The organism is Nonomuraea sp. NPDC049400 (assembly GCF_044466425.1).
Taxonomy (GTDB): Bacteria; Actinomycetota; Actinomycetes; order Streptosporangiales; family Streptosporangiaceae; genus Nonomuraea.
Genome location: NZ_JBITMP010000125.1, coordinates 1 through 6,666, shown reverse-complemented (window position 1 = coordinate 6,666; position 6,666 = coordinate 1). Strand labels below are relative to the sequence as shown.

The following is a 6,666-nucleotide window of genomic DNA, read 5'->3' as shown; positions in this document are numbered from 1 at the left end:
CGGCGGACACGACTTAGACACTCGAATCCTTGCAGCTCGGGGGCACCTTTTCTGTTGTTTCAGGCCACACCATCTCACCGCTTGAATATCTGGGGCCAATGGTCGCAACTCGTGGAGATGACACGTGGTGCGGGCTTCTCAGAGAGCCCAATCTCGTCGTGGTTGACCAAGTCACACGCGACTGCATGCTCCGGTGTTCCGCTTATCGTGTGACGCTCTCACGCGATTGGACCTGCTGAACCAGGCGGTGGCCGCGCTCGCCCAGGCGTAGCGGGCCTGGGAAGGACGAGTCAGCCGATCACTATGTCGTCGCCGGTGCCCACGCCGATCCCGGCCAGTCCATCGCGCATCCATCGCGGGGTGATGTCGTCCTCGAAGCGGTGCCGGTCGATGATGCGTCCCGTGCGGGCGTCGAGCTTGACGAGCGTCGTCGCGTCCTCGGCGACGTAGGTGTCCACGCCGTCCGTCAGGACGGTGCCGTCCCACGCGTCGCCCAGGGTACGGCGCCAGGCGACCTCGCCGTCGGCGATCCGGTAGGCGGCCACCTCGGTCTTCGAGCGCACGGTCACCAACTCGTCCGACGCCCCCATCGCCTCCCCGTAGGGGTTGTCCTTGAGCCCCGCCGACGGGGCTCGCCAGAGGATCTTTCCGTCGTGGACCCTGCGGACGACGAGAGCGCCGCCGTTGTCCACCGATGCCAGGCGATCGGTGCCGAGCGCACGCGCGTGCCACAGCTCTCCACCGTCGAACCCCCACAGCTGCCTGCCGTCCGTGGCGCTGAGCGCGACGTTCGACTCCGCGCCGGCGCAGTCCTGGAAGACGAGCACGGTCTCGCCCGCGCTGCGGACCGAGCCGGGGACGGGGTCTCCTGTGGGGCAGGAAGCGGACGAGCCAGGCGGGTAGGACCAGCGGATCGCTCCCGTGCGGCCGTCCAGCACGTCGAGCCGGCCGTCGTGCAGGACCATCACGAGGGGGACGGAGCCGTCTCTGGCCACGGAGATTTCCCAGGCCGCCGCCCATTCCTCGTCGTAGGCCCGGTTGGCCTCGTGGTACGGGCCTGGCGGCAGGTCGGCCTGCCAGACGATGCGGCCGTCCGGCACGTCGATGAGGCTGACCCGGCCGTCCCGCCAGATGGCCGCGACCCGGCGATCGTTCACCCGGACGGGCCCCAGCGAGTCGTCGGCCCAGCCGTTCTCGTACCGCCAGGCCGTGGATCCGTCCGTGATCCGCTCTCCGACCAGTCCCGCGGTGCCCAGGCCCCGCCGCGAGCGCACCGCCACGTCACCGTAGAGCTCGGCCACGAAGGGAGCCCTGCCGACGACGTCGATCGACGGCGTCCCCCGCCCCGCCGGACGCCAGGGGTAGGAGGAGTCCCCCATCGGCGTCATGGTCTCGCCCGGCCAGCCGACGAGGCCGAGCAGCAGGATGCTGACGACGGCGCATGCCATGATGTGGATCAACCGCATAAGGCCCAGCATGGCCCCTTTAACGCGTCGAATGCGGCAAAAACGAAAGGCCACTCGAAAACCTGCTGACTTGCGGGAACTCCGCTAACGACAGATTCCGTTGCCGGCAGGAGTCCCTGCTGCGGACCCTCACCTTCAGGGCGATCGGCGTCCTCGTCCGTCGCGGAGTCGACTTCGCGACGGTCCGCACCATGCTCGGCATGCTGGGGTCTACTTGCCTGACGTGCCTTAACGACCTTCATGGGACTGACCAGCAGGTTCGCTTGACAACCCCAGATAACGGCGGGACCACTCCCAAGGCCCCGGCCTGCCCGGTATGCGCGGGCCCGATCCAGCCATCACCCCGCGGCCGCCCCGCCGTCCACTGCGGCAAGCGCTGCCGCCAGGCCGCCCACCGTGCCCACCTGCAACAGACCCGCCAGGAGCTGGACTGGCTGCGCCGCCGCCTGGCGCCGACGTCGGCGAGCGACCCGCACCCAATTTTCCCGCATACGCGGCGTCCCGCCAGGGACCAGAGCGACGTGTTTGAGCCGTGTGCCGCGAGGAGTGGCCCGCACGGTTCTGAGGGGGCCTCGGTGCAGCAATGCACCGGGGCTACCCAGCGAGTGAGGGGCCTGGGAGGGCGAGACCGCAATGCGGAGAGTCGAGTCCACGAGGCTTGGGCGGACTAGGTCCGGCCGCCCTTCTTGGTGTAATCAACCCACGTGACCTTGCCGTCGCCTATGTGTAGCCGCACTCTAGTTGTATGGCCTTCCGGGACGTCCCAATCGAATACTGCTGTCCTCCCGCCCCAGGCACAGATTTGTTTGGAGCCGTATCCATCAGCGCGAACAGTAAGACATGCATACGCGTACGGATTTGTCGCATGGTTTGTCAAAGAGAGAATCTCCCTGTTGGCGGCGAAGACTGCAATGACCTCATTGCCCTCGTTATGGTACATCCACGCCTTAATTGCAGTGCCAATTCCGCCTTTATCTCCATCATTTGGAGCGAGTCTCGCGGCGAGTCGCCACAGTGGGTTGCGGGCTCCTTGCCCGTTATCCCTCGGGCTTAGCGAGCTAGTCGGCTCCGGTGAGGCCGTGGGCGTTGGTTCCTGCGCGGGGTCTACAGCTGCTAAGGCAGCGGGGGACGTCAACAGCCCGGCCGTGACCGATGCCAGGCATAGCGCCGCCGCTACAGCGGACTTCCTGATAGCCATTTATACTCCATTTCCAAGAATGGCCAGGCTTCATCATCGCGACCTGGCCTGCGTGAACGGTGGGCGGTGAGCGAGGTTCGGCCACCCTTCATTGGTGTACTCAACCAGTATGGCAGCGCGCGCATTTGTTTCGATATGCAGCGATTATGTCCTCCCGTTAGGCCGCCTCTAGTGAACTACTGCTGTCGTACTAGCTCCGGTGGTTGTTTGGCCCGCGCCTGTGAGTGCGGCCGTCACGACGTTGGTCATCTTGAACATGTCTGATCCCCCTCGGGCGATAGTGGTTATGCTTTGGCGACTGCATGAACGGTTCCCCTTTGTTCACGAGATGATCCCCTTTGCGGGGAGTGCAGTGACAGTTCACAGGTCTGGGACGCGTCGTGTCAGCATGTTTCGACTGGGAGGAAATCACCGAGGTCATGGCCGTGCGCGTGATTCATTGGGGCGGCTGGGTGCGAACGAGCTCGGTGCCGAGCGGGGTCGCCTGGTGCAGCATCAGGTAGACCCAGCGAGTGCTGGTGATCAGCCCGGCTTGTCGCAGGATGTGGGCGTGCCTGCTGGCGTTGGCTCAGGGATGGTGGACGCCCTTGGGGATGAGAGCTCCCGCTACCTTGCGATGGACGCCGAGGACCGGGCCCTGGACGTGCTCGCGAGAGCCGAGGCTCTGGCCATCCACTGGGGCGATCACTGGCCCGCGCCACCCGTCGCCGAATTCCCTACCGGCGGGTAACGATATGCACACTCATTCCGTCTGATTACCGATCAGTAATTTGCGGTGCGATCAACGCGCTGACCAACACAAACGCGAACAGCCGTCGATGGCGCCCCGCACTCCCCTCAAGTCGTGCCCGTTTTGTGGTGTTTTGTCGCCCAGTTATGCATCCCGCTTACATGATCACGCAGGTCTGTTCAGCTACCGAGTGATCACAGAGAGTTTCGGAGAATTGTCGGTCCAGCCAACCACAATGAGGCCCCATGAGCTTCCCCCGGCCCTGCGTTGGGCCCATTCTGGCTCGCCTTCCCACTCGCGGCACGACCGAGCCTCCTATGACACGCGCATGACGTACCTGCGCACGGCCGCCCAGCGCGGCGTGGACACCTACAAGCTGCTGCACTCCCAGGAAGCGCACATCGACAAGGCCAGGTGCGAGCGCGCCTACAACGGCAGCGGGGTCATCGACGAGGCGCCGTACGTCGAGCCCTCCGACGGGCGCGAGGCATGGCACGCCCAGGTGAAGGAGTTCTTTGTGGACTCCTGCCTCAGCGGCAAGCCCAAGCCCGTCCCGGCCGACCTGTCCTATCCCGAAAACAGGCCAGAGCCCTCGACGACGACGTCGCCCACGTCGCCGGCCGCTAAGCCATAACCCAAAGGCTGAGACGACGACGCGTCGCAGCTGCCGACGAGGCCCCCGCGGTGCAGAGGACAGGAAGGCCGCTAGTCAAGGAAGCAGTACGCCTGGCCAGTGCGTCTTTGTGCGATGAGCCGGAGATGAGGCTCCCCCACAGTGTTCCGGGGGTCCGGACCGACACATCATCGAGGGGAACCAGCGAATGTTCAGCACCAACACGGGTCGTCGCATGCTCACAAGCGCGAGTATGGCCCTGGGATTCGTCACCGTCCTGTTCACCGGCGCCGTGGCGCTGGCCGGACCGGCGTCGGCGGCCACCGTCACCGCGCAACTCGACAGCGGCAGGATCCTCGTCAACGGCAGCTCGGGGGACGACGGGATCGAGATCAGGCTCAACGCGACGGGCACCGTGGTGACCATCAGCAATACGCTCGGCTCGGTCGCGGCCGGTTCTGGATGCACGCAGGCGGTGGGCGAGGCGCAGTGTCCGGCCGGTGGGATCGATCGCGTCGACGTGTTCGCGGGGGACGGCATCGACGCGATCCGCAACAACACGAACCTGCCGAGCACGCTCTCCGGCGACAACGGCGTCGACACCGTCAACGGGGGCTTCGGCGCCGACATCCTGTTCGGCGGTTTCGGTGACGACACGCTCAACGGCCGCGGGGGCAATGACCGCCTGATTGGCAGTATCGGCACCGACACGCTCAACGGCGGTGCCGACACCGACCGCTGCGACGGCGAAGTCGAGACCAACTGCGAGCTTTAGGCGCCCACACTAGCGCCCCCGCCGGACGGACCGGCGGGGGCGGTTTGCCGTTCGTCGTGGCCTCTCCAGCTCAGCATTGACCAGGCACGTCACAGCAAGATCAACACCGTTGTTGGGTCGGGCCGGGGCGCCCTGCCGTGATTGCTCACGGTGGCTTTCCCGGCCCGCCCGCCGCACCTGGTGTGCGTGTCTCCACGCACCGGGCGCTCCACCCGTCGATGCCGTTGGTGGGAGTGTCAACTTCACGGCTGATCTTGGTTTTGAAGGGTTCAGAGGTTGGTGGGGGTGAGGCGGCCCTCGAAGGCGATCTGGAAGGGTTCAAAGGTGCCGTCCAGCGCGGGCGGCCGGCCGCGGTAGCGACCTTCGGCTTCGGCCGCGGCGCCCCTTTCAGAGGTGAGCTTGTTCTGCAAGTCGCGCTGGAACTGCCCGACAGCAGTGATCACGTTGATGAGCAGCGCGGTGGTCGCGTCGCTGGCGGCCAGGTCGTGGAAGTTTGACAGCGGACCGGACAGGACGCGCAGGACGACGCCGCGAGCCTGGCACCAGTCGCGTACGGCGTGGATATCGACCAGGTCGCGACACAGCCGGAACAGTTCCGACGCTGTCAGGACGTCGCCGGTTCGACTTCGCCACCGCCGAGCGGGTGAAGCCTTGGCCGACCACAAACGTGACCGTGCTGGACGATGCCGTCCACTCCATGCGCCGGTCGGCGGTCTCGGCGGCAACGCCGCGCTGTACGACGCCAACGCGCTGCGCCGCGCGTTGATCGCGGTCGGCCGGGGCGAATACGACCTACTCCCCGCCATCGCCGAGTACGAGCGCGCGATGTTGAAGAACGGCTTCGCCGCCGTGCGAGCCGCGACCATGTACCTGCGCCTGGCCACCCTGCCCAGCCGCGCGGTCCGGACCATCGCACGGACGTTCTTCCGGCTGTGCGGCGTACTCCCCCCACTGCGCCGCGCGATCTTCTCGGACTGACCATTCACTGGCTGTTCCCAGCCGGTAAATCGATGTCCGGCTCGTTGCTCCGCAGCAGCGCCCTGAACTGCGCGGCCAGTTCTCTGCGGGACCGGACGCCGAGCTTGGAGTAGACGTGGGTCAGGTGGTACTGCACCGTCTCGGCTGAGATGCACGGCTCCAGAGCCGCCTGCTTGTTGCTGGCCCCGAAGGCGACGAGCCGCGCGACCGCCTGTTCCTGGGGAGTGAGCCGCGACAGGCCGGAGGCGAAGCAGGCGGGGTGCACGCCGCCCGCCTCATTTCCAGGTGCAGTACTTCACCGCGGTGCGGGAGCCGAGCGCCGCATGGAGCTCGCGCGCATTGTGCAGAACGGTATCGGCCTCGCGCCGCTTTCCCGCGCGACGCGGGGTCTGCCCGTACGCGAAGTTCACCCGGGCGCGGTCGGTAGGGATGCGGCAAATGCTCCAAGTGGGCGAGGGCCCGTTCGAACCCGTGCGTGCGGCGTCGATGTCGCCTGCGGCGCCGGCCAGACCCCCCGAAGAGGCCCAGCCTGGCCATCATCGCGAAGAACTACGCGTAGTCGCGGGCCAACCTGGCGGCTGGGGCGCGTTCGGGAGCGGAGGGCCTTGTCGCTGTCGCCGGTGCCGCGGTGTCGAGCATGAGGGTGCTGGGAGTGGGATGGAAGTCGGCACGAACCGCATCCCACCGGTGGTGGTTGTTGGCCTGGTTCGCCCGCAGGGATCAGCGGCGTCCCCCTGGTCCTGGAGCTGGTAGGTGATGCGGGTTCCGTCCGGTGTCATGGCGTATGTCATCGGCTTCCTGGCTCCCGTGTCGTCGGGCAGAGTGCCCGCAATCTCATGGCTGCCAGTACACAAGGGCGGCGGCTGTCTCGGGCGGTCGGCGGGTGGAAGTCGTACCGGCCGGGCC

The 6,666-nt window shown here is 66.6% G+C and carries 8 protein-coding genes; 4 read left to right on the top strand and 4 right to left on the bottom strand.

Annotated elements, in window-relative coordinates; all coding sequences use genetic code 11:
- Positions 1-290 precede the first annotated feature (290 nt).
- Positions 291-1,466 (bottom strand): PQQ-binding-like beta-propeller repeat protein, encoded by a 1,176-nt coding sequence (locus ACIBVN_RS60465; protein ID WP_397151915.1) that lies wholly within the window; start codon positions 1,464-1,466, stop codon positions 291-293.
- A gap of 1,748 nt (positions 1,467-3,214) precedes the next feature.
- Between ACIBVN_RS60465 and ACIBVN_RS60460 the strand changes: the two genes are divergently transcribed.
- The 3 genes from ACIBVN_RS60460 (at position 3,215) to ACIBVN_RS60450 (ending at position 4,782) form a co-directional block, all read left to right on the top strand.
- Positions 3,215-3,394: a hypothetical protein gene (locus tag ACIBVN_RS60460; RefSeq protein WP_397151913.1), complete on the top strand. Its 180-nt coding sequence runs from the start codon at positions 3,215-3,217 to the stop codon at positions 3,392-3,394.
- 328 nt (positions 3,395-3,722) lie between these two features.
- Positions 3,723-4,028 (top strand): hypothetical protein, encoded by a 306-nt coding sequence (locus tag ACIBVN_RS60455; protein WP_397151912.1) that lies wholly within the window; start codon positions 3,723-3,725, stop codon positions 4,026-4,028.
- A gap of 232 nt (positions 4,029-4,260) precedes the next feature.
- Positions 4,261-4,782: a calcium-binding protein gene (locus tag ACIBVN_RS60450; RefSeq protein ID WP_397151910.1), complete on the top strand. Its 522-nt coding sequence runs from the start codon at positions 4,261-4,263 to the stop codon at positions 4,780-4,782.
- A 269-nt stretch (positions 4,783-5,051) separates the two neighbouring features.
- Here ACIBVN_RS60450 and ACIBVN_RS60445 read toward each other — a convergent pair whose 3' ends face one another.
- On the bottom strand, positions 5,052-5,447 hold the full coding sequence (locus ACIBVN_RS60445) for a recombinase family protein (RefSeq protein WP_397151908.1): 396 nt from the start codon (positions 5,445-5,447) through the stop codon (positions 5,052-5,054).
- Here ACIBVN_RS60445 and ACIBVN_RS60440 point away from each other — a divergent pair.
- Positions 5,434-5,760, top strand: a complete 327-nt coding sequence (locus ACIBVN_RS60440) for a hypothetical protein (protein ID WP_397151906.1) — start codon at positions 5,434-5,436, stop codon at positions 5,758-5,760. The two genes, ACIBVN_RS60445 and ACIBVN_RS60440, sit on opposite strands and share 14 nt — an antisense overlap.
- 4 nt (positions 5,761-5,764) lie before the next feature.
- On the opposite strand, the gene ACIBVN_RS60435 is transcribed toward ACIBVN_RS60440, so the two are convergent.
- A complete protein-coding gene (locus ACIBVN_RS60435) occupies positions 5,765-6,025 on the bottom strand; it encodes a helix-turn-helix transcriptional regulator (protein ID WP_397151904.1) in 261 nt (86 codons plus the stop codon).
- 10 nt (positions 6,026-6,035) lie between these two features.
- Entirely contained in the window at positions 6,036-6,170 is a 135-nt protein-coding gene (locus ACIBVN_RS60430) for a hypothetical protein (protein ID WP_397151902.1), read from the bottom strand.
- Positions 6,171-6,666: the final 496 nt, after the last annotated feature.